13 protein-coding genes, 2 tRNA genes and 1 pseudogene are annotated in these 23071 nt (G+C 37.1%); 6 read left to right on the forward strand and 10 right to left on the reverse strand.

Features of this window, described 5'->3' with window-relative positions; translation table 11 throughout:
- Positions 1-2: 2 nt before the first annotated feature.
- From DFQ03_RS11750 to DFQ03_RS11765, 4 genes are all read right to left on the reverse strand, one after another.
- Positions 3-1373, reverse strand: a complete 1371-nt coding sequence (locus DFQ03_RS11750) for an FGGY-family carbohydrate kinase (RefSeq protein WP_133673374.1) — start codon at positions 1371-1373, stop codon at positions 3-5.
- A gap of 10 nt (positions 1374-1383) precedes the next feature.
- A complete protein-coding gene (locus tag DFQ03_RS11755; RefSeq protein WP_133673533.1) occupies positions 1384-2664 on the reverse strand; it encodes an L-rhamnose isomerase in 1281 nt (426 codons plus the stop codon).
- 61 nt (positions 2665-2725) lie between these two features.
- Entirely contained in the window at positions 2726-4822 is a 2097-nt protein-coding gene (locus DFQ03_RS11760; RefSeq protein WP_133673375.1) for a bifunctional aldolase/short-chain dehydrogenase, read from the reverse strand.
- A 120-nt stretch (positions 4823-4942) separates the two neighbouring features.
- Positions 4943-5965, reverse strand: coding sequence for a GntR family transcriptional regulator (locus tag DFQ03_RS11765; protein WP_133673376.1), 1023 nt, complete (start codon positions 5963-5965; stop codon positions 4943-4945).
- A 177-nt stretch (positions 5966-6142) separates the two neighbouring features.
- Here DFQ03_RS11765 and DFQ03_RS11770 point away from each other — a divergent pair, with 177 nt between their 5' ends.
- The 3 genes and pseudogenes from DFQ03_RS11770 to DFQ03_RS11780 form a co-directional block, all read left to right on the forward strand.
- Positions 6143-9763 carry an alpha-L-rhamnosidase gene (locus tag DFQ03_RS11770; RefSeq protein WP_133673377.1) on the forward strand — a complete coding sequence of 1207 codons (3621 nt, stop codon included), beginning with the start codon at positions 6143-6145 and terminating at the stop codon, positions 9761-9763.
- A 103-nt stretch (positions 9764-9866) separates the two neighbouring features.
- Positions 9867-10187: a hypothetical protein gene (locus tag DFQ03_RS18950; protein ID WP_208295918.1), complete on the forward strand. Its 321-nt coding sequence runs from the start codon at positions 9867-9869 to the stop codon at positions 10185-10187.
- Between the two features lie 4 nt (positions 10188-10191).
- Positions 10192-10453 (forward strand): annotated as a pseudogene (locus DFQ03_RS11780) (helix-turn-helix domain-containing protein); the annotation flags it as partial.
- Positions 10454-10713: 260 nt separating this feature from the next.
- On the opposite strand, the gene DFQ03_RS11785 reads toward DFQ03_RS11780, so the two are convergent.
- The 4 genes from DFQ03_RS11785 to DFQ03_RS11800 form a co-directional block, all read right to left on the reverse strand.
- Positions 10714-11181: a DUF1905 domain-containing protein gene (locus DFQ03_RS11785; RefSeq protein ID WP_133673378.1), complete on the reverse strand. Its 468-nt coding sequence runs from the start codon at positions 11179-11181 to the stop codon at positions 10714-10716.
- A gap of 748 nt (positions 11182-11929) precedes the next feature.
- Positions 11930-12004 (reverse strand) — tRNA-Pro (locus tag DFQ03_RS11790).
- 39 nt (positions 12005-12043) lie between these two features.
- Positions 12044-12132 (reverse strand) — tRNA-Ser (locus tag DFQ03_RS11795).
- A gap of 111 nt (positions 12133-12243) precedes the next feature.
- Positions 12244-14280 (reverse strand): HD family phosphohydrolase, encoded by a 2037-nt coding sequence (locus DFQ03_RS11800; protein WP_133673379.1) that lies wholly within the window; start codon positions 14278-14280, stop codon positions 12244-12246.
- A 121-nt stretch (positions 14281-14401) separates the two neighbouring features.
- Between DFQ03_RS11800 and DFQ03_RS11805 the strand changes: the two genes are divergently transcribed.
- A complete protein-coding gene (locus tag DFQ03_RS11805; RefSeq protein ID WP_133673380.1) occupies positions 14402-15577 on the forward strand; it encodes an acetyl-CoA C-acyltransferase in 1176 nt (391 codons plus the stop codon).
- Between the two features lie 17 nt (positions 15578-15594).
- Positions 15595-16347: a C40 family peptidase gene (locus tag DFQ03_RS11810; RefSeq protein ID WP_133673381.1), complete on the forward strand. Its 753-nt coding sequence runs from the start codon at positions 15595-15597 to the stop codon at positions 16345-16347.
- A gap of 47 nt (positions 16348-16394) precedes the next feature.
- Here DFQ03_RS11810 and DFQ03_RS11815 read toward each other — a convergent pair whose 3' ends face one another.
- Positions 16395-17657: a tetratricopeptide repeat protein gene (locus DFQ03_RS11815; RefSeq protein WP_133673382.1), complete on the reverse strand. Its 1263-nt coding sequence runs from the start codon at positions 17655-17657 to the stop codon at positions 16395-16397.
- A 41-nt stretch (positions 17658-17698) separates the two neighbouring features.
- On the reverse strand, positions 17699-20257 hold the full coding sequence (gyrA, locus tag DFQ03_RS11820; protein ID WP_133673383.1) for a DNA gyrase subunit A: 2559 nt from the start codon (positions 20255-20257) through the stop codon (positions 17699-17701).
- Positions 20258-20516: 259 nt separating this feature from the next.
- Between gyrA and DFQ03_RS11825 the strand changes: the two genes are divergently transcribed.
- A complete protein-coding gene (locus DFQ03_RS11825; RefSeq protein ID WP_133673384.1) occupies positions 20517-23069 on the forward strand; it encodes an ATP-dependent Clp protease ATP-binding subunit in 2553 nt (850 codons plus the stop codon).
- Positions 23070-23071 lie beyond the last annotated feature (2 nt).

Here is a 23071-nt window from a genome sequence, read left to right on the forward strand (position 1 = left end):
GTTTATTTTAAAATGAACGGAACGTGTTTTTTTAAACAATAATTTTTCTTTAAGAACTTGGAATTCAACTTAGTGTCCGATATCGCAATGGCTGCTCCCAATGCCGAACCTAAGGAAGAATCCGTTGTACGTAGTTCCATATTCCGAAGGTAGTGCGAAACCAATTTTATATACACATCGTTATCGCTAAAACCACCGTCGATATATAGTTTTTCAATAACATCGTTTCCAACCGCTATTTTAATACTTTCTACTTGTAGCATCACGAGTTCTATCATCAAATGATGGTACGCGTGCTCAAAAGAGTCGTAGGTTATTTTGGAGGCCTCGGGCATATTCTTGGTTTTGATGCCCATCCACCTGAACATGGGTACAAAATCCTTGATGATCTCGAAATAGGTATCGTAGCAGAACTTAACGGACTTGTGAAGTTCGGGGTCCACCTTAAAATGCTCGGTCAATTGCTTTACTTGTTCCGAATATTCCTCCCCTAAAAATAGCCGGGCGGATTTTACCGGTTTCCCGTTGATGCGCATGTAGTTGATACAGTCATTGGCAACATCTTCCTCAGTCAATAATTTTTCTGAAAACGGGTTCAAAGCAATACTCCAAGTGCCGGTGGAAACCAAGAGAAATTTCTTCTTGATACTTCGACTATAGGGCAATAATGAAGCAGAACTGTCATGGATCCCTACCCCAACTTTAATACGTTTCCCGTTATAGTTCATAGTAATGCCGGTCTCAGTAGAAACAAGGGGTGGTAAAATTTTATGTAAACCTTCGGCATAGATCCAATCATGGTAATCCTTTTTCTTAAAATCCCACATGGCCGTGTGGCAACCGATGCTGGTATATTCGCTAATCGGGATTTCCGTGAAAATATAACTGATGTATTGAGGAAGGTGTAGGGAATATTTAATTTTCTTAAAAGTTTCCGGTTTTGAATGTTTTAGCCAATATAATTGCATTCCAGAATTGAGCATGCCATCAAGGGAGGATCCCGTTTCTACACAAAATTTTTCTTCAGGTCCGTATTTTTGAAAAAATGAAGCTTTTAGCTCAGGGGAAATGTGTTTGGTGTAATTATAAAGTGGGGCAACCACTTCCCCATTTTCATCCACATGTACTAAACTGGCACCGTAAGTTGAGAAATTGACGGCGGTTATATTATATTTTTCAGATTTTAAAATCCGGTCAAAGACACTTTTTAGCCAATCTTGGAGCGATTTTAAATCTTCTGTTGGATGCCCATCTTCATCCGCTATCGTTTCAAAAGTGCTGTACTCCCGGTACACCTCTTGATAATCGGTGTCAAAAAGGAAAAACTTTTTATTGGTCTTACCAATGTCAAAAATAGCGGTCACTTTTTTCATAGGGACGCTATTACAGTCCGGTGGCTACGGAATTCATACCTCTCTCTTTTATCAAGCCGGCACGTACACTTAGGTTGCGGTACGTTTTTAAAGGGTCTATGGCTCCGCCATTTAACGCACGGGCTTGTGCCAATAAAGGTCTAACGTCCGTTCTGTAGGCGTTCTGTAAAATCTCTTGGCATAGGGTCACATCGTTTCTAGATTGTGCCGCTTGCAGTTCTACCTGGTCCACCAATAAAGCTTTTGCGTATGCCTCTTGAATGGCTTCCAGTGATTGTAATAAATCTTCCAAGGGATCCTTAATGTTATGACTGGCATCAATCATCCAAGCCAGATCAGGATTTTGTGGATTATTTTCCATACCATATACCAATTCATTGAAAATCAAGAAAAGCGCATAAGGTTTTACACTACCCACGGTACTGTCATCATCACCATATTTACTATCGTTAAAATGAAAACCTCCCAGTTTACCTTTTAGCATCAGTGTAGAAACTATCTGCTCGATATTGGTATTGGGCAAATGGTGCCCTAAATCAACCAGAGTAAATGCTTTTTCCCCGCACGCGTTCGCCAACATAAAGGAAGTACCCCAATCCTGAATTACGGTACTGTAAAAATTAGGCTCGTAAGGTTTGTATTCAATAAACATTTTCCAATCTTTCGGCAATTCGGAATAGATACTTTTTAAACTGTTCTCGGTATGGGTCAAGGCCGACTGAAAATTACGCTGCCCGGCAAAATTGGCACCGTCCGCCAACCAAATGGTCAGACTTTTGGAGCCTAGTTTTTCACCAATTTTGATGACATCGATATTGTGTTGTATGGCTTGGTTTCGTGCTGCAGCGTTCAAGTTAGATAAGGAACCGAAACGGTAACTTTCCTTCGCATCTTTTTGGTCCTGAAACGTATTTGAATTCACCGCGTCAAAAACGAGTCCATTGGCTTTGGCCAAATCTTTGATGGCATTGTAATCCTGCGGGATATCCCACGGGATATGAAGCGATACTGCCCCGGCCGTTTTGGTGAGGGCATGAAGGTTTCCAATATCCTCAATCTTTTGCTCTAAAGAAGCAGGTTCCCCAAAATAAGAATACCGACCAAAACGGGTACCACCTGCACCTAGGGCCCAACTGGGAATGGCCACCTGGAAAGCCGCCAATTTTCTAAGTATTGCGTTTACGTCCTTATCCTGATGGTCCAGTTGGTCGGATAAAAAATTGAATCTGCCTCGAAGACCGTCCTCTTGCTTTTTATTCTCTGTTGCTATTTGATCTTTATCTAACTGCATAGGATATTCTTTAAAAATAGACCTGTTTCCACTAAGGTATAACAAGTCTTCACTCAATTAACTATCTTACAAAAGCGTTGGCCATACCGCCGTCCACATTGATGATGTTTCCGGTAGATTTATCCAAGACGCCCACTAAAGCGAACACGCCATTGGCGATATCTTCAGGATAGATGATTTCGTTTAAAAGGTTTCTTTTGGCATAGTGCGCAGGAAGTTCATCTACGGTAATGCCATAAGCTTTGGCACGACCTTCGGCCCAGTCACCTTCCCAAATCTTACTACCAACGATAACACCATCCGGATTTACCGTATTTACACGAATATGGTCCCCGCCCAGTTCAGCCGCCAATAAACGGGTCATATGCTGCTGCGCCGCTTTTGCGGTACCATAGGCTATATTGTTAGGTCCAGAAACCAATCCGTTCTTACTAGCGATATGGATGATATCTCCACCTAAATCTTGTTTACGCATAATTTCCACGGCTTGTTTTGCCAAGTCAAATTGACCTTTTACCAATACGTTCTGTAAAATGTCCCAGTCTTTTTCGGTGGTATCTTCTAAGGGTTTTGATATGGCCAAGCCGGCACTGTGCACTATAATATCGACCCCGCCAAAATACAGGCATGCTTTTTTATAGGCCGATGCGATGGATTCACTTTTGGTAACGTCACATAGGGCATAACTGGTCGTATCACCTGGGTAGGTGGCCAATGCTTCTTTTAGTCTGTCTTCCGAAATATCCGTCAATACAACATTAGCCCCTTCTGCAGCCAATTTATCGGCTATCGCTTTACCTATACCTCCGCCCGCTCCAGTGACCAGGGCCACTTTTCTGGACAGCGGTTTTTCTTTTGGCATGCGTTGTAGTTTTGCCTCTTCCAAAAGCCAATATTCAATATCAAAGGCTTCTTGTCTTGGCAGGGAGGTATATTCCGTCATGGCCTCCGCACCGCGCATGACATTGATAGCGTTAACGTAAAATTCATTGGCAACACGAGATGTCTGCTTATTTTTTGCAAAGCTGAACATACCCGCACCCGGGTAAATTATAATCACCGGATTAGCATCACGAACAGCAGGACTATTCGCTTTTTTGCACGTATTATAATAATCAAGATATTCTTTACGATACTGGGCAAATGCCGGTTCTAACTTTTCTTTTACCTTAGATACATCTGTCAAATCTTCATTGGCATCTAATTGTAACACTAAAGGCTGTATTTTAGTACGTAGGAAATGATCAGGACATGATGTGCCCATAGGGGCCAAACGCTCTAAATCATTACTATTTATATATTCTAGTACTACATCACTATCATTAAAATGGCCTATCATTCTTACTTCAGAAGAGCAGAGTCCTCTTAGCATTGGCATTAACTGCGCAGCTTTTTCTAACCTTTCTTCTTTTGGTAGACTGTTTATCTTTTGTCCCCCAAATACACTGCCTTTTTCCTTTATTTTTTTCTCGATATATTCCGAAGCCATTTCAATGACCTCCAAACTGTTAATATAGGATTCGTAAGAGGTATCGCCCCAGGTAAATAAACCATGACTACCCAATACGATACCACGAATACCCGGATTATCATTTAAACATTTCTCCAGCTGAAGCCCAAGGTCAAAACCAGGTCGCTGCCAAGGCACCCAGCCCATGGTATCTCCCCAAATTTCTTTGGTGACCTTTTCACTGTCCTTTGCCGCTGCAACGGCAATTAAAGCATCAGGATGTAAATGATCAATATGCTTAAAAGGCAGCAAACCGTGTAATGGTGTATCGATGGATGGCGCCTTACTGTCCAAATCATAGATGCAATGGTTGAAAAGACCCACCATACGGTCTTCGTCTTCCAATCCGCCATATACATTCTTAAGATTTCGTAAACGTTCCGTGTAAAGACCTGCAATCCCGGCCTTGGTCAAGGTACCTATGTCACCACCGGAACCTTTGATCCACATTACTTCCACTTCTTCATTGGTCAACGGGTCTTTTTCGATGGTCTTGCAGCTCGTGTTGCCACCACCATAATTGGTAATTCTTAAGTCTGCTCCAAGAATGTTGGAACGGTATAAAAATAGGGCTACTTGATCATCTCCCAATTCGGCAGCCTTCTGTTCATCCCATAGGTAATCTACATATTTAAAGGTCTTTTGCATTTTTGGTCTTCTTAGATATATTTTTATGATACCAAAGATAGGAAGCGAAGTTATCATAACTATCCTGTACTGTTCTGTACTAGATACTTTGGAGTTTCAGAACTAAAAATATTTTATTCCCTACAATGATTTTCTGACAATAGTGTAAAACGGATTTTCAATCTGTTTTTTTTCGTTCTTTAGGATAAGTTTAGCGGCATGTTTTCCCAACTGCTCAAAGTCTGTTGAAATTACGGTTATTCCATCCAATAGTATTCCTTTGATAGCCGTTTCATTGTAAGAAATTATTCCCACATCATTGCCTAATTGAAATTTTGTTGATCTTATTTTCTTTATCAATAAAATAAGATCATTCTCCATTAAGTTTATGTAAGCTGTATTTTTTTCAATGTATTCCGATTCTATGGTATCAATAATTTCAAAATCGTAGGCATATTCTAAGCAGAATTTTAAAAATCCCTGTTTTATTTCAATAGGGTGGTATGTCTTTTCACGAAACAATAATTTAATCTTTTTATATTTTTTCAATAAGTGATTTAATTCAACAAGTGCAGTATATATATTCCGTTCAAAATCTTGGTATACACTTGCTATATTTTTATTCAAAGCCAAATACTGCTTATCAAGTATTAAAAGTTTTTCTAAAGGAATATTATCCTTAATAAAATTCTCTAAATCATCACCCCCTTCTTCAAAATGGCATATAATAACATAATGGGTATAGTCTCTTTCTTTTGTGGATTGGATTAAACTCTTGAATTGCCTATAGTTGTTTTCATAAATAAAAAAATCTATGGTGGCATTATTCCCTAATTCTTTTGAAAATGCATCATAAATCAACTTTTTATGGGCGCTTAATTTGTTGAATAATAGAAATACTTTGGCTTGCAATTCCTCATTGTCTTTTTTTATGTAATACCCTTTGCCGGGTATGGATTGTATGATATTTAATTTTTTTAAATGGTCATAGGCACGAACCACTGTGTCCCTAGAAATATCAAACTCAATTAAAAGTTCATTTACAGAGGGCAATTTGTCGTTCAGTTTTACATCACCCTTCTCCAAGGCTGTACGTATAGAATTAACAATTTGTCTATACTTGGGAATAATTGAACTTTCGTTTATTTCTATAAATTTCAACATGAACTCATTTTTAGGGAAAGATACTTTTTAGTGCAATAATTTAACTAAGATTAATGAATGAATAGCTATACATAACAGTACGGAATAGCCTTTATTTAGAATATAGGTACATTTGAAAGATACCTAAAGTTCACAAGTTATTTCGTTATAAATTCAAATACTAAAGTAACCTTTACTATGAAAATAAATGCTTTTTATGTTTTTCTTTCCTTATTCTCCATACTTAGTGCTAGGACGCAGACTCCGCTACAAGTGCTAACTACAGAATATCTGGAAACGCCATTGGGAATCGATATTAAGACTCCTCGATTTAGCTGGCAAATGGAGACTAATCCAAGTAAGATTGGGCAATTTCAGACTGCGTATCAAATTTTGGTTTTTAATGAGTCCAATATTCAAGTTTGGGATTCAGGTAAAATAGTGAGCGGAAATGCTTTAGCCATTTCCTATGATGGTCAGGAATTGGAACCTCAAACCCGCTATACTTGGGAAGTAAAAGTTTGGGATGAGGAAGGAAAGATAAGTACCAAAAGGTCTTGGTTTGAAACTGGATTATTAGATGCGAATCCCAATTCTAAACAATGGAACAGTGCTCAATGGATTGGTGGGGGCGATGCCGATATGGTGTTGAACTCCCAATATTTATCCGTTTATAAAATGGAATATTCGCTACAACTGGACTCAAAGTCTAAAAGTACTAGAGCCTCTTTTGTTTTTGGAGCCAATGATGTTCGCTTAATGGACAAGAATAAGAATATTCAAGGTGTTGCCAACGGGCGAGATGAAAACTATGTTCGTTTTGAACTCGATATCGCAAAGGTTGATGGCTCTGAAAATGGTTTGGCCCAATTTAATGTATTTCGATTGGGCTATGATTCGGAAGACAGTAGTACCGTTCCGTTTAGGTCTTTCAAAGTGCCATTGGAACTCATCAATAATCAAAACAAGTTTGATGAGCATACCTTTTATACCGACTGTAACTTTGGTCTTTTCGAAGTTTTTCTTGATGGGAGGGCCAAAAAGAACAAAATTTCTGGCGATGATGATAGTACACCTCCACCAAGGGGAAATCCCGGTTTTAATTTAAATCCGGTAGGCAAAGGGAACAACTATATTAGTTTTCCGATGGTGGCGGATATCGGATTTTATGTGGATAAGGGTCAGAAAGCCATTTTTTCCGATGTAAAAATCAAGAATTTCAGAAAACCTTCCAATGTTCTTTTTCAAGAAGACTTGCAGAGTGATGCGTACGATGGAATTTTTCAATCTAAAACAACATCCATTTCAAATTTCAATATAACCAATAATGGATATGAAATATCGGCCGAGAAAGAGCCAATCTTTGTGATAGCTGACCCTAGTAGAAATGCAGCTCCTGTACTACGCACAGAATTTTCATGCGAAGAAAAAAAGATTTCGAAAGCACGTATTTATGTGACCGCCCGCGGTATTTACGAACTGTATTTAAATGGTAAACGGGTAGGTGAAGACTATTTTAATCCGGGACTCACACAGTATAATAAAACGCAGATGTACCAGACCTATGATGTCACGAATGAAATTACATCAGGTGGCGAGAATACTTTTGGGGCAATCTTGAGTGAAGGTTGGTGGAGTGGCAATATTACCTACAGCGGTGAAAATTGGAATTATTTCGGGGATCGGCAATCGCTATTGGCCGAACTGGTGATTACCTATGATGATGGTGCAGAACAAGTGGTTACTACCAATGACAAAGAATGGAAATTGTTTGCTGATGGTCCTATTCGTTATGGTAGTTTCTTTCAAGGAGAGGTATATGATGCCCAGAAAGAGGCCGAAATCACGGGATGGTCAAGCATTGGTTTTAAAGATGAAAACTGGAAATCTGCCATTTCTGTTTCCTTGGAGGGAACCACATATCAAACCAAAGACTTCAATTATGAGGAATTACAGTTAATTGGACAGATAGGAGAGAACCCCAGTATTGTAAAGAAATTGACGCCTGTAAATGTGGAAGAGGTGCGCCCAGGTGTTTTTGTATATGATATGAACCAAAACATGGTTGGTTTTCCAGAAATACAATTGCCTCCAGGTCAAGCGGGCGATACGATTACCCTGCGTTATGCGGAGGTAAAATATCCAGATTTATCGGAATACGAAAAAAATACAGGGATGGTCATGCTCGAGAATATACGAGCGGCCTTGACCCAAGATATGTATATAAGAAAGGGAGGAGAAGAAATTATACGGCCTAGATTTACCTTTCATGGTTATCGCTTTTTGGAAATCACAGGAATCAATGAGCCATTGCCCTTGGAAAATGTAAAAGGATTAGTGGTCAGTTCCATTAAAGAGTTGGCATCGTCATACGAAACTTCTAATGAATTGGTCAATAAATTATGGGAAAACATTACTTGGTCGCTAAGGGGTAATTTTTTATCAATTCCTACGGATACACCCGCACGAAATGAGCGTATGGGATGGAGTGGGGATATCAATGTATTTTCGGAAGCAGCTACCTATTTGGCGGATATAGAACCCTTTTTGGACCGACACCTTTTGGCTATGCGTGATATACAAAGGAAAGATGGCCGTTTTACCGATGTAGCTCCGGTTGGTGGTGGATTTGGAGGTACGCTTTGGGGAAGTGCCGGGATAATAATTGCTTGGGAATTATACCAACAATATGATGATTTGACCGTGCTAGAAGAACATTATGAGGCTATGAAACAATATGTTGAGTTTCTGAATTCAAAAATTGATTCGGAATCCGGAATTCTAAATGAAGGACCGTTAGGGGACTGGTTGAGTCCAGAAGGTTTTAAGAATGAGGATACCATGCTGTGGGCGGTTTACCATTTGCGGGATTTGGAGATTCTGACTCATACCGCTGAACTCTTGAATAAACCTGAAGATGCCGAAAATTTTAGAAAACAATATCAAGAGCGCAAGGCTTTTTTAAATAGTGCTTATATCGATTCAGCAACCGGCAAGACCCTACATTTGGGAAATCAAAGTACCCGTTTTGGACCACCTTTACCTGAGGAAATGTATAAAAAAGCTGGTGATTTTGTGGACACCCAGGCATCTTACGCCATTCCGTTAAATTTTAATGTCCTCGATGAAAAGAACAAGGAAAAAGTGGTCAACAATCTAGTAACTACCATTAAGCGCACAAATATGGATGAGCTTGGGGTAGAACGCCCTGCCTATTCCTTAATGACGGGCTTTATTGGAACGGCTTCCCTGAATCATGCCTTATCGGAAAACGGAAAGGATGAAATGGCTTATAAATTACTACAACAGACCACCTATCCGTCATGGTTGTATTCCGTGAAAAATGGCGCTACCACCATTTGGGAGCGCCTGAATTCCTATACCGTTGAAGATGGTTTTGGAGGAAACAATAGTATGAACTCCTTTAATCACTATTCCTTTGGAGCAGTTGCCGCGTGGATGTATAATTATTCCTTGGGTATTCAGCGCGATCCTGAGCATCCGGGATTCAAGCATTTTGTATTGGAACCCACACCAGATCCCACTAAGGAAATGAAATTTGCTAAAGGCTATTATGACAGTATGTATGGCCGTATAGCCAGTAAGTGGAATTGGGTCGATGATGGTTGGATATACTCGGTAACCGTTCCGGCAAATACGACGGCTACTTTGAAATTAAATACCGATGATGTAAAAAAGATTATGGTTGACGACAAGAAACTAAAAAAAGCAAAAGGCGTTTCTTGGATTAACAATGAAGCAGATAAGATTAACTTAGAGTTAGTATCTGGGAGGTATAGTTTTAGAATCAGGAACTAAGTCTATTTTAAATTATAAAAAAATCAATACCTTCTTTATCTAAAATTTCAATATCTGTTATTCAAGAGTATACTTAATGTTCTTTTTTGTTTTGGTTTCAGCCATGACCTGTTTCCCACAGGACGGGCTTGAAGAATTAAAATCCATTGTGAAACCACGTATGCGGGTCATTATTGATAATGATCTGGGTGGTGATCCAGATGGTTTGTTTCAGCTTACCCATCATATAGTATCGCCTTCTGTTGAAATTAGGGGTATTGTGGCTTCACATATGTACGAACAGGGTTTTGTTGGTTCAGGAACCTCTGAATACGCCAAGGAACAGGCGATGAAAATTCTACAACTTCTACAACTTGAAAATTCGATTCATGTTTATGCCGATAAAAACAAAAGCCTGGAAGATGTAGAAACTACAAAAGTATAGCACTCCAACTGTGGGTTACTTTGCGGATCGCTTGCACTTTTCGCCCAACTATTTTGGAGATTTGGTAAAAAAAGGAAACTGGAAAATCGGCCCAAGAGTACATTCAGAATAAGCTGATAGAAGTTGCTAAGGAACGCATATTTGATCCATCAAAATCTTTAAGTGAGATAGCATATGAATTAGGGTTTAAATATCCACAACATTTCACAAGGCTCTTTAAACAACGGCTAGGGCATTCGCCTAGTGAATTTCGAAATTTGAACTAGAACCGAAGTTGTGTATAAATCAGTTTATCTTTCAAAGGCGATAATTTCCCTTGGTGTAGTAGCCTTTTCATAAAGGGATACAATCTATAAATACTTACTTTTTATGTGTCATTGCCTAAGGCATAACTGAAACAAAGTTTTTGAAAATTGTACTATTCAATCCATTGACATCCCCTAAGTTGTCAGTTTCAGCAAATAAATTATAGTCTTCACTTAGTAGTTCATAAATTTTTACAAGATACCTTTTTGCCATTGCTCAATTAGTTTTTCCAATTGAGTAATTGGTTGATATGGTGGTTTATTTGTTCTATTTGTTTGGCCTCTGTTTTTTTTGAAGTGATATCATTTATTATTTCATCTTGATCATCTTTATTTAATGATTTGAACGAGTCCAGTAGGCCTGCATCTTCAAAACATTTAAGAATTTGCGAATTCTTATTAATTCTATCATGTGTATGTAGATATAGCGTAACCGTAACTTTATCCCCACCAGTCTTACCTATTTCCTTTCTGATTTTTTGGTTTATTGAAATCATTTTGTCCTCTTCTTTCCTTGGTGCCAAATTCATTTCTTTCAACTCGTAATCATCAATCAATCCAGATACTTTTAGCGAACCCCAAGCTCCATCTATTTCGGCTGTATTGGGAATGACAAGATGGTACGTCCAAGCTCCGTTTCCACTTTTATAAATTAATTCAAGCTCTTGATTATCAATAATTTTCTTCATTATTTTATTTCTACATTTTAGTATTACGGGTAACAATTGACTAAACTATCCAATTTACAATATTTTATTTTGTTGATAATTTAATTTATAGATACTCTCGTTTTAAATGACAAAGTATTATTTCATAAGTATTATAGTCATGCTTAATATTATATATTAATTCTTAAAGTCTTCTCTAGTTAAACCATTCCTTAGCAAATTCCCACTCCATTCCGCTGCTCTCCATTTCGGGATATAAGCTTCGTCCCAATTCGTCTTGGACACAATCCCCGCTTTAAACTTTCCATTACGCTAACTCTTCCCGTCCCGATAGCTATCGGGACTGGGAAGGAATGCTTCATTACAAGCCAAAACCGTGAATTAAGTCCGCTTAAACTGAAATTGATATGTGGTATTTTGTTCCACTTCAAGGTATTTCACCCAGGACCCGGAACGATTACCGCCACTAAAACAGTTTTTTAGGTGAGTTGACAACTATGGAGTATTAATAACAGTGTTATTCAATCTTGAAATAAACTCACACAATAAAATAATAACGAACAAAATATTTAATGGTTCAAACCCTGGTTCCCTTATGAACTGAACAACAAAGGACCCTGTTTATATTAGGTTAAAATGATAAAGGGAATTTGTTGACCGATTTGTTAACGTATTAAGGTGATTTTAGAGTAAAAAAGTAAATTTTAAAAAAGTTCTTTAAAAACAAAACCCTGATAATCAAATGATTATCAGGGTTAAAATGTTAAAGTCGGGGTGGCAGGATTCGAACCTGCGACCTCCGCGTCCCAAACGCGGCGCGATAACCGGGCTACGCTACACCCCGAATTGGTTATCAAAAAATATGTCTCTCAACACATTGTTGCGGAGAGACAGGGATTCGAACCCTGGGTAAGTGTTTCCACCTACGACGATTTAGCAAACCGTTCCTTTCGGCCACTCAGGCACCTCTCCAGTAATTCTTCAATGAACTGTTGCTCTAAATAGCGGATGCAAATGTATAAGTATAACTCGTTTTACGCAACTATTTTTAATGTTTTTTTTTAATAAAAAAATACCCCCCTGTTACTCAGGATATTCCACACGCAAATGATAGATATTTATTAGCTTTTGCTTGAAAATTTTCTTGATTTTTTCAATTTCCTTGAACGTAATGTCTGCATTCAAAAATTGATTTGCCTTCATTTGACCCGAAATTATCTTATCAACAAACTCATCGATGATTAAAAAAGTAGGATTCTTTAAACTTTTTGATGCAGCCTCTACCGAATCTGCCATCATTAAAATTGCTGTTTCTTTAGAAAATGGCAACGGACCTGGATATCTAAAATCTTCTTCGTTAACATCTTCTTCCAATTCTTTCTGCTTTTTGTAAAAATAAAACACCAAAGTTGTGCCGTGATGCGAACGTATAAAATCTATAATTCGATCGGGTATATTATTTTTTCTAGCTATTTCAATTCCCTTTATTACATGATCAATAATAATTCGTGCGCTGTCTTTAGGACTCAGCTCGTCATGTGGATTTACATTAGTAACCTGATTTTCGGTAAAATAAGTAGGCTCGTTCATTTTACCAATATCATGATACAAAGCCCCTACCCTGACCAACATTGCATTCGCCCCAATTTCATTGGCTGCCGCCTCAGCTAAATTAGCTACTTGTAACGAATGATGAAATGTACCCGGAGCCTTATTAGATAATTCTTTTAAAAGCTTAGAATTGGTATCTGAAAGCTCCAATAAAGAAACATCAGAAACCAACCCGAAGAGTTTTTCATATATATAAATTAATGGCTGAACGAATAGTGTAATCATTCCATTCAAAAGAAAAAGTCCTAATGTATTCCATTCAATATCGCTTAAATCTCCTTCGTGTATGGTATGGAAGGCTAAATAACCTATAATATAAATAAGCGTTATTTGCCCTACACTCACAAAAAGATTCGCTCTTTTGTATAGCTCAGATACAGTAAGTATGGTCACTATACCTGTAATTATCTGCAAGAATATATACTCAAAACTATTCGGTACTACAAAGCCCAAAATCAATATAGTAAGTACGTGCACAAATAAGCCCAGCCTGGCATCAAAAAATGTCTTTAAAATTAAAGGCAGAATACACAACGGCACTACAAACACCAATTGGTCATTATATTTTATTACCATGGTGGTTATAAAAACCATCAAAAGAATATTGAAAAATATAAAGGTTACCTTGACATTGTTATCATATACCGTTCTCCTATATTTTTTCAAAAATAAGAACAGCATAATAAGTACTAAAGCTACGAGAACTGTGTAACCTATTAATATGTAATAATAGTTATTGGCAGTCCACAATTCTGATTCATATTCAGACTTTAGCGACTCTAAAATCTTTAGATTTTCAGCTTCTACAACTTCGCCTTTAGCAATTATTAATCGCCCTTGATCAACTGTACCCCTTGTATATGATAATTTTGATAATGCCTCATTTCTAGCTTTTTGAGTAAGATTGTTATCAAAACTGACATTAGGGGCTATAATATCGAAAAACAAGGCTTGTGTATCTTTCTCAAAAGCCGATAAGTTATTTTCAGCTAGAACTTTACGAACCAGATTGTTAATTTCATTTACTCTAAAAAAATCAGAAACTCTTACTTTTCTCGCTTCATTATCCTTAACTAAATAAATAAAATTACGTTGAACTTGCTTACCATTATTTTGCAAAATCCCCTTAGCATAGACAGAATCTAACACCAATTTTGAGAAATATTTTAATCTTGTTTTCTGATTTTCCCTAAGTGCGGTTCCACCCCATTTATCTTCAAACTTCTGCTCAAATTCTGTTGCAACTTTAGCCACCTCAGCCTGATCATATCTGTAGTATGGTAATTGATTACTTTCAATTACTTGTTTTTCTTTGGCTATTTCAGCATCGGTTTTTTGAATAGAAAAATCAAAAGGAGCATATAAATTTTCAAATTGCCAAGGCTTCCCTTTCTGAAACTCATATTTGAATTTACCTCCCTTAGGCAAGAAAAACACAATAAACGCAACCGCCACTACATAGAGTATATATTTGAAAATGAGGGATTGCTGTTTGTAAAGATTATCCAAAAGAAAATTGTATTAGGTTTATCAAAAATAGAAAATAATAAACTGATAACTAGTAATTGAAACGATATCCCTTGGGTTGCTATAGAATTTAGTAATTTCGTGTATTCAAATAATAAAAAACATGAAAGAAGTCGTTATCGTATCAGCCGTAAGAACTCCAATAGGAAGTTTTATGGGCGGATTATCAACAGTTCCAGCTCCGAAATTAGGAGCAATTGCTATTGAAGGCGCATTAAAAAAAATCAACCTTTCTCCTACACTTGTAGATGAAGTTATAATGGGAAATGTAGTGCAAGCCGGTACCGGTCAAGCACCTGCAAGACAAGCTGCCATCTTTGCCGGCATCCCTAATACTGTACCGTGTACAACCATAAATAAAGTTTGTGCTTCAGGTATGAAAGCAGTAATGCAGGGTGCGCAAGCTATTGCCTTAGGCGATGCAGACATTGTTGTTGCTGGTGGAATGGAAAATATGAGCTTAATACCTCATTATGTTCACATGAGAACAGGTACTAAATTCGGACCAACTACATTAGTTGACGGAATGCAAAAAGACGGTTTAGTTGATGCATATGATGAAAATGCCATGGGTGTTTGTGCCGATGCATGTGCTACTAAATATGAATTTAGCAGAGAAGATCAAGATGCCTATGCTATTCAATCTTATAAAAGATCTGCTGATGCTTGGGATAATGGAAAATTTGACAATGAAGTGATTCCTGTAGCTGTACCACAAAGACGTGGAGAACCTAAAATGGTTACCAAAGATGAAGAATTCAGTAATGTATTTATAGATAAGATTCCGAATTTAAGACCGGCATTTTCAAAAGACGGAACAGTTACTGCTGCCAATGCCTCAACTATTAATGATGGTGCTGCGGCATTAGTTTTAATGAGTAGAGAAAAAGCAGAAGAGCTGAATCTAAAACCTTTAGCCGTAATAAAAAGTTATGCTGATGCAGCTCATGAACCTGAATGGTTTACCACTGCCCCAGGAAAAGCGCTACCGAAAGCCCTAGCTAAATCCAATTTGAAATTAGAAGAAATTGATTTTTTCGAATTTAACGAAGCATTTTCTGTAGTAGGTCTCGCGAATATGAAAATATTAGGTTTAAATGATAAAAATGTCAATGTAAACGGTGGTGCTGTTTCTTTAGGACACCCATTAGGATGCTCTGGTGCACGTATTCTTATTACTTTACTAAATGTATTGGAACAAAATAACGCCAAGTTAGGTGCTGCTGCAATTTGTAATGGCGGTGGCGGTGCCTCGGCAATAATTATTGAAAAGGTTTAAGCGGATAAAAAAATTGCATGCAATACGGTATTTGTCAGTTAAGCATTATTCCTGTTAGAAGTACGCCAGATGAAGTAGCTGAACTAGTTACACAACTTCTATTTGGGGAGCACTTTAAGATTTTAGAATGTAGAAAAAATTGGTCTAGAATAAAAACCATTTTCGACAAGTTTGAAGGCTGGATAATGAATAGTCAACTATTTTTTATACCTGAAGATGAGTTTAATGTCATTCAGGCGAATAAAAATCGGAGCTATGTTTCTGAGTTAATATCGTATGTTGAAGATGCTAATCAAATACTCACCCCTATTCTTATAGGATCTTGCATTACCAACACACCGTCGTTGTCGGTTAATTTTGAAGGCAAAGTTTTAAATGACACACAACCTAAAGAGAATTTAGTTAAGACTTCATTGCTCTATTTAAATTCTCCAGAACTGAGAGGAGGTAAATCTCCTTTCGGTATCGATAGTGCCGGATTTGCTCAAATGGTTTATAAAATTAATGGATATAACCTTTTGCGAACTGCACAAGACCAATCTAGTCAAGGTACCGCCCTTAGTTTTGTAGAGGAAAGTGAAGCTGGTGATTTAGCCTTTTTTGACAATGCCAATGGCGAAATTGATCATGTCGGGATTATTATGGAAAACAACTATGTTATTCATGTAATGGGTAAAGTTAGAATCGATCGCTTAGATCATACCGGTATTTTTAATAACGACCTTAGAACTTATACCCATCAATTACGGGTCATTAAAAAAGTAGTATAAAAAAAGGCCCTGATCAGGGCCTTTTATTTTATTGGTGAGATTACAAATTACTCGCCTAACATCTTCTTCATTTTCGTGAAGTTTTCAGTATCTCCCATTGCTCCATAAATGTTCTTCAGCTGAGTCATGATATTTTCGTTCTCAGGATTGTTTTTCAACGCCTCTTCTAAAATATCAGCACCTTGCTTGAACAAACCATCTTTTTTCTCTTTAAGCTCATCATATTTTGCGATGTCAGCTCTAGAGTTACCCAATGAGTTCATTTCATCAATTAATGCATTACCTTCATTAACGTAAGTGGTGGATAGGTTTAAATAAGCATTAGTGTATTTAGGATCTAGCTCGATTGCTTTCTGGTAAGATACACGTGCATCTTCAAAATTCTCTTGCTCCATACTTATTACACCAACATTATAATGTAAATCTGGATTATCAGGAGCCAATGCGATTGCCTGAGCCATTAATTCTTTAAACTTATCTTTATTTCCTTGATTGAAATATAGGTTAGCTTCATTTAGAATTAGGTTTACATCTTCTGGATCATTTTTTCTAGCCGCTTGATAAGCTTCTAAAGCTTTTTCATCTTGACCTAATTGAGTATAAATCAAAGCTGTATTCTTAACAATCTCAGCTTTTTTAGACGGAGTTTTCTCATCTACAGGATTTGAGTATGTACCTGATTTTACCATAAGATCACGTTGAACCTTATCCATCTCTTCAACTTCACCAGAAGCTGCGTTCGTAGCTTTGTAAATTACCGCACTACCATCATAACCTACCTCTTGTAGCTTATTATAGTAATCTAATGCCATTTCATAATGACCACCGTTTACGGCACTACCTGCAGCATAGTATAGGTAAGAAGTATCTTTTGGACTAAGCGTGTAGCTCATGTATAATTTCTCTGCCGCTTCTTTAAATTTACTATTGCCGTTATCACTAACAGCAGAGTTCACAAGATCAGCAGTTAAAGCTGCCATATACTGTTTTGTTTCCGCAGTATATTTTTGCTTACCTGAAGCTTCTTCTAATTCTATAACTTTTTTGAAAGAAGTTGCAGATTTTTCAAATGCTTCATTATTTCCTTTTTTAGCTAAATCACTATAAATCTTACCTCTAGTGAAATAATATTGTGCTTGCATCTTCTCATCTGCAGCAGCAATAGTACCAGATGCAGCCTCAAGTGCCGTTTGTGCCGTAGCGGCATCACCTGATTTTAAAGCCTTTTCAGCAGCTTTTATTTCATTTTTTTGAGCAATACCGACCATAGTAAATGATAGCGCCGCTACAAGTAATAATCTATTCTTCATCTTTAATTATATTAATTATTAGTGTTTAAAATTTTTGATACTTAATCTTCGGTTTCAGAATTATCAGTCTCTGTTCCTTCTTCAGATTCAGAATTATCAATCTCCGTGCCATTTTCAGCATCTACCTCAATATCAAGTATTTCTGATTCCTCCAAATCATCTTCATCTTTCATAACCTTTGCAACTGCCGCAATAGAGTCATTACCTTTAATGTTTATCAATCTAACACCTTGTGTCGCCCTACCCATTACACGTAAATCTTCTACGCTCATACGTATTGCAATACCAGATTTATTAATAATCATTAAATCATCAGAATCTGTAACGTTTTTAATAGCTACCAGCCCACCAGTTTTATCGGTCACACTAATAGTTTTAACTCCTTTACCACCTCTATTTGTTACTCTGTAATCTTCGATACTTGAACGCTTGCCATAACCTTTTTCAGAAACAACCAATATTTCATCTTCAAAGTTATGAACCGATACCATTCCGATTACCTCATCGTCATCATTTGCCAAAGTAATACCACGAACACCAGAAGCATTTCTACCCATTGGTCTTGTCTTACTTTCTTCAAAACGAATCGCTTTACCAGATTTAAGTCCTAAGAAAATTTCACTTGAACCAGTAGTTAATTTAGCTTCCAACAACTCATCACCTTCACGAACGGTAATGGCATTAATTCCATTTTGACGTGGTCTTGAATATTGTTCTAAAGATGTTTTCTTAACAACACCCTTCTTAGTTGCCATAATTACATAGTGAGCATTGATATATTCTTCATCTTTTAAATCTTGTGTACAGATGAATGCCTTTACACTATCATCTTGTTCAATATTTATTAGATTCTGTATAGCCCTACCTTTTGATGTTCTGCTTCCTTCAGGAATTTCGAATACACGCATCCAGAAACATTTTCCTTTTTGTGTAAAGAACAACATATATTGGTGATTGGTACCAACAAACAAATGTTCTAAGAAATCTTCATTTCTTGTAGATGATGCTTTTTGACCAACACCGCCTCTATTTTGTGTTTTGTATTCTGTTAACGGAGTTCTTTTAATATAACCAGCATGAGAAATTGTAATTACAACTTGCTCATCTGGTATCATGTCTTCCATACTAAGATCACCACCTGCAATATTGATTACAGATCTTCTCTCGTCACCATATTTATCTTTAATCTCAAGAAGCTCATCTTTTATGATTTGCATTCTTCGCTCCTTTTTCTCAAGAATATCTTTTAAATCAGCAATAAGAAGCATAATCTCATCATACTCGGTTCTAAGCTTGTCTTGCTCTAAACCAGTAAGTTGACGCAATCGCATTTCTACAATTGCCTTAGCTTGAATTTCACTTAATTTAAAGCGTTCAATTAAGTTTGCTCTTGCCTCATCGGCATTTTTAGAAGCTCTTATTATAGCAATTACCTCATCTATATTATCTGATGCAATAATTAATCCTTCTAATATGTGCGCACGATCTTCAGCTTTCTTTAGTTCAAACTGCGTTCGTCTAACGACTACTTCATGCCTATGCTCAACGAAATAGTGAATCATTTCCTTCACATTCAATAACTGAGGCCTACCATTAACCAAGGCAATGTTATTAACACTAAATGAAGTTTGTAATGCCGTATACTTGAACAGCATATTCAAAACGATATTAGGGATAGCATCTCTCTTTAAGATGTAAACAATACGCATACCGTTACGATCCGATTCATCTCTAATATTGGAAATACCCTCTATTTTCTTATCATTTACAAGATCAGCAGTCTTCTTTATCATATCTGCCTTGTTCACCTGATAAGGGATTTCATGAACAACGATACACTCTCTACCTTGAACCTCTTCAAAAGTTGCTTTAGCACGCATTTTTACACGCCCTCTTCCTGTATGAAAAGCTTCTTTTACACCATCATAGCCGTAGATTATACCTCCCGTCGGAAAATCTGGCGCTTTAATATGTGTAATTAACTCATCTATTTCAATGTCATTATTATCGATATAGGCAACTGTACCATCAATAACTTCAGATAAATTGTGTGGTGGCATATTAGTTGCCATACCCACAGCAATACCAGATGCACCGTTTACCAATAAACTAGGCACTCTTGTAGGTAGCACTGTCGGCTCTTTCAAAGAATCATCAAAGTTTAATTGATAATCTACAGTTTCCTTTTCGATATCGATTAGCATATCATCTGCAATCTTACGCATACGGGCTTCCGTATAACGCATTGCTGCAGGGCTATCACCATCTATAGATCCAAAGTTACCTTGACCATCTACTAGCATATATCGCAAACTCCACTCTTGAGCCATACGAACCATAGCATCATATACCGAAGTATCACCGTGTGGGTGATACTTACCTAATACTTCCCCTACGATACGCGCAGATTTTTTATGAGAGCTATTACTTCTAACTCCTAATTCATGCATTCCAAAAAGAACTCTTCTGTGTACGGGTTTTAATCCATCCCTGACATCTGGCAGGGCTCGTGACACAATGACCGACATTGAATAATCAATGTAAGCAGATTTCATTTCATCTTCAATATTAATGGGAATCAATTTTTCACCTTCAGCCATTTTAAAATCTTCTGTTTTTTAATTAGTAAAAAAGCATGCCAATATACTTAAATCCTAGGCGTTTCAAGAATAAGTGGATTTAATAATATTATTTTTTATTAACACTTGGCATAGTTATGTTAATTTTCACTTTAAATCAGTATTTCGCCACTATTAAAGCCACATTTAATGGGTTTTACAATAACTTTAACGATTATAGGTACGGTATTTGCCATTGATTGAATCATATTTAGTAATTTTATAGTAGATAATATAGTATATGGATGATAATTTTTCCCCAAGAGTAAAGGATGTAATTGCTTATAGCAAGGAGGAAGCATTGCGACTTGGTCACGATTTTATCGGTACCGAGCACCTCATGTTAGGGCTTCTAAGAGATGGAAACGGGAAGGCTATAAGCATTTTAGATGCTTTAGAAGTTGATTTGGAACACCTACGTAGAAAAGTAGAAATACTTAGCCCTTCTAACCCTAACGCTAGTGGCGTACAAAAAGATAAAAAGAACTTGCACTTGACAAGGCAGGCAGAACGTGCCTTAAAAACAACTTTTTTAGAAGCTAAACTTTTTCAAAGTTCTTCTATAAATACCGCGCACCTTTTACTTTGTATCCTTAGAAATGAAAACGACCCTACTACCAAGCTTTTACATAAATTAAAAGTGGATTATGATGGCGTCAAGGAACAGTTTAAATTTATGATTACAAGTGACGACGATATGGTAGACGGCCCAACGGCCGAATCTTTCCCTAGTGATTCAGATGACACAAATGAAGGAAAGGAAAGCACATTTGGTGCTTCTTCTAGCCAGAAAGGTGCAAAAAAATCTAAAACTCCGGTGTTAGATAATTTTGGTAGAGACCTTACTCAAATGGCAGAAGAAAATAAACTAGACCCTGTCGTTGGTAGAGAAAAAGAAATAGAAAGGGTTTCTCAAATTCTTAGTAGAAGAAAAAAGAACAACCCATTACTTATAGGTGAACCAGGTGTTGGTAAAAGTGCCATTGCAGAAGGTCTTGCTTTACGTATAATTGATAAAAAAGTTTCTAGAATTCTATATAACAAAAGAGTTGTTACCCTTGACCTTGCTTCTTTAGTTGCCGGCACAAAATACCGTGGACAGTTCGAAGAGCGAATGAAGGCCGTAATGAACGAGTTAGAAAAGAATGATGATGTCATTTTATTCATTGATGAAATTCACACTATTGTAGGTGCAGGTGGAGCTACCGGAAGTTTAGATGCTTCTAACATGTTCAAACCAGCATTGGCTAGAGGTGAAATTCAATGTATTGGCGCTACTACTTTAGATGAATACAGACAATACATCGAAAAGGACGGTGCTTTAGAAAGACGTTTTCAAAAGGTTATCGTTGAACCAACTTCTGTTGACGAGACCATTGAAATACTTCATAACATCAAAAGTAAATATGAAGATCACCATAATGTAACCTATACTGACGAAGCAATTGAAGCTTGTGTTAAATTGACAAATAGGTACATGACAGATCGTTTTTTACCAGACAAAGCTATTGATGCCCTTGATGAAGCTGGCTCTCGAGTTCACATCGTTAATATGGATGTTCCAAAACAAATTCTTGAATTGGAAAAGAAATTAGAAGATGTGCGTGAGCTTAAGAACAGTGTTGTTAAGAAACAGAAATACGAAGAAGCCGCGAAATTACGTGATGACGAGAAAAGTCTAGAAAAGGAACTTGCCATTGCTCAAGAGCGCTGGGAAGATGATAGCAAGCTTAACAAAGAGACCGTTAGCGAAGATAATGTTGCCGATGTAGTTTCTATGATGAGCGGTATTCCTGTAAATAGAATTGCACAAACGGAAAGCAATAAATTAGCTGGATTACCAGAACTAATTAAATCGAATGTAATTGGTCAAGATGATGCAGTTGCAAAGGTTTCAAAGGCAATACAACGTAATAGAGCTGGACTTAAAGATCCTAACAAGCCAATTGGTTCGTTTATATTTTTAGGACAAACAGGTGTTGGTAAAACTCAATTGGCTAAAGTTTTAGCCAAAGAACTTTTTGATTCTGAAGACGCACTTATTCGTATAGATATGAGTGAGTACATGGAGAAGTTTGCTATCTCTAGATTAGTTGGCGCACCTCCAGGATATGTTGGTTACGAAGAAGGTGGTCAATTGACTGAAAAAGTTAGAAGGAAACCTTATTCTGTAATTCTTTTAGATGAAGTTGAAAAGGCACATCCAGATGTATTCAATATGCTTTTACAGGTATTGGACGATGGCTTCCTTACAGATAGTCTTGGTCGCAAAATCGATTTTAGAAATACCATTATAATAATGACTTCTAATATTGGTGCACGACAATTAAAAGACTTTGGACAAGGTGTCGGGTTCGGTACTTCTGCCAAAAAGTCACAAGAAGACTCTCATCAAAAAGGTGTTATCGAAAATGCTTTGAAGAAAGCCTTTGCTCCTGAATTTTTAAATAGAATTGATGACGTAATTGTTTTCAACGCTTTAGAAAGAGAAGACATACATAAGATTATAGATATTGAATTGGCTAAGTTGTTCAAAAGAATCAAGGATATAGGTTATCACTTGAACCTTACTGATGAAGCTAAAGATTATATCGCAGAGAAAGGCTTTGACAAACAATACGGAGCCAGACCGCTAAAAAGAGCTATTCAAAAGTATATAGAAGATGCCCTGGCGGAAGAAATAGTAAATTCTAAACTTAAAGAGGGAGATAGCATTTATATCGATCTTGACAAGAAAAGTGAAGAATTGACCATTAAAATTGAAAAAGCAGAGGAAGAATCGCCTAAAACATAGGT

The organism is Maribacter caenipelagi, assembly GCF_004364175.1.
GTDB classification, from domain to species: domain Bacteria; phylum Bacteroidota; class Bacteroidia; order Flavobacteriales; family Flavobacteriaceae; genus Maribacter; species Maribacter caenipelagi.